General features: G+C 59.4%; 1 pseudogene. It reads left to right on the top strand.

What is annotated here, in order from left to right:
- A pseudogene (locus tag AF337_RS10840) lies at positions 1-229 on the top strand (ABC transporter permease); the annotation flags it as partial.
- Between the last annotated feature and the right edge of the window lie 89 nt (positions 230-318).

Genomic DNA, 318 nt, shown 5'->3' with positions numbered 1-318 from the left:
GCTCTTGACCTTCGTCGGCACTTTCTACGAGACCGAAGGCGCCTGGCTGATCGGCGCGCCCGAGATTCGTACCATGCCGGTGCTGATGATCAGCTTCATCAACAACCAGATCGTCGTGCAATACGGCGCCGTGCTCTCCGTCATGCTGTGGGTGCCGTCCTTCATCGCGCTGATGTTTGCACGCCGCGTGATCGGCACCGGCGCCTTTGCGAGAGGCTTCGGCGCGTGAAGCTTTGCGTGTCAGTTCAGGGAAGGGTTTGAGAATGGCACATCTGGCGATCGAAGGCGTTTCGAAGCTGTTCGGGACCACTTTTGCTG

The sequence above is a fragment of the Rhizobium ecuadorense genome (genome assembly GCF_001187535.1).
Taxonomy (GTDB): domain Bacteria; phylum Pseudomonadota; class Alphaproteobacteria; order Rhizobiales; family Rhizobiaceae; genus Rhizobium; species Rhizobium ecuadorense.
The sequence above is the reverse complement of the archived record's forward strand: the minus strand, read 5'-3'. Positions and strand labels throughout refer to the sequence as shown.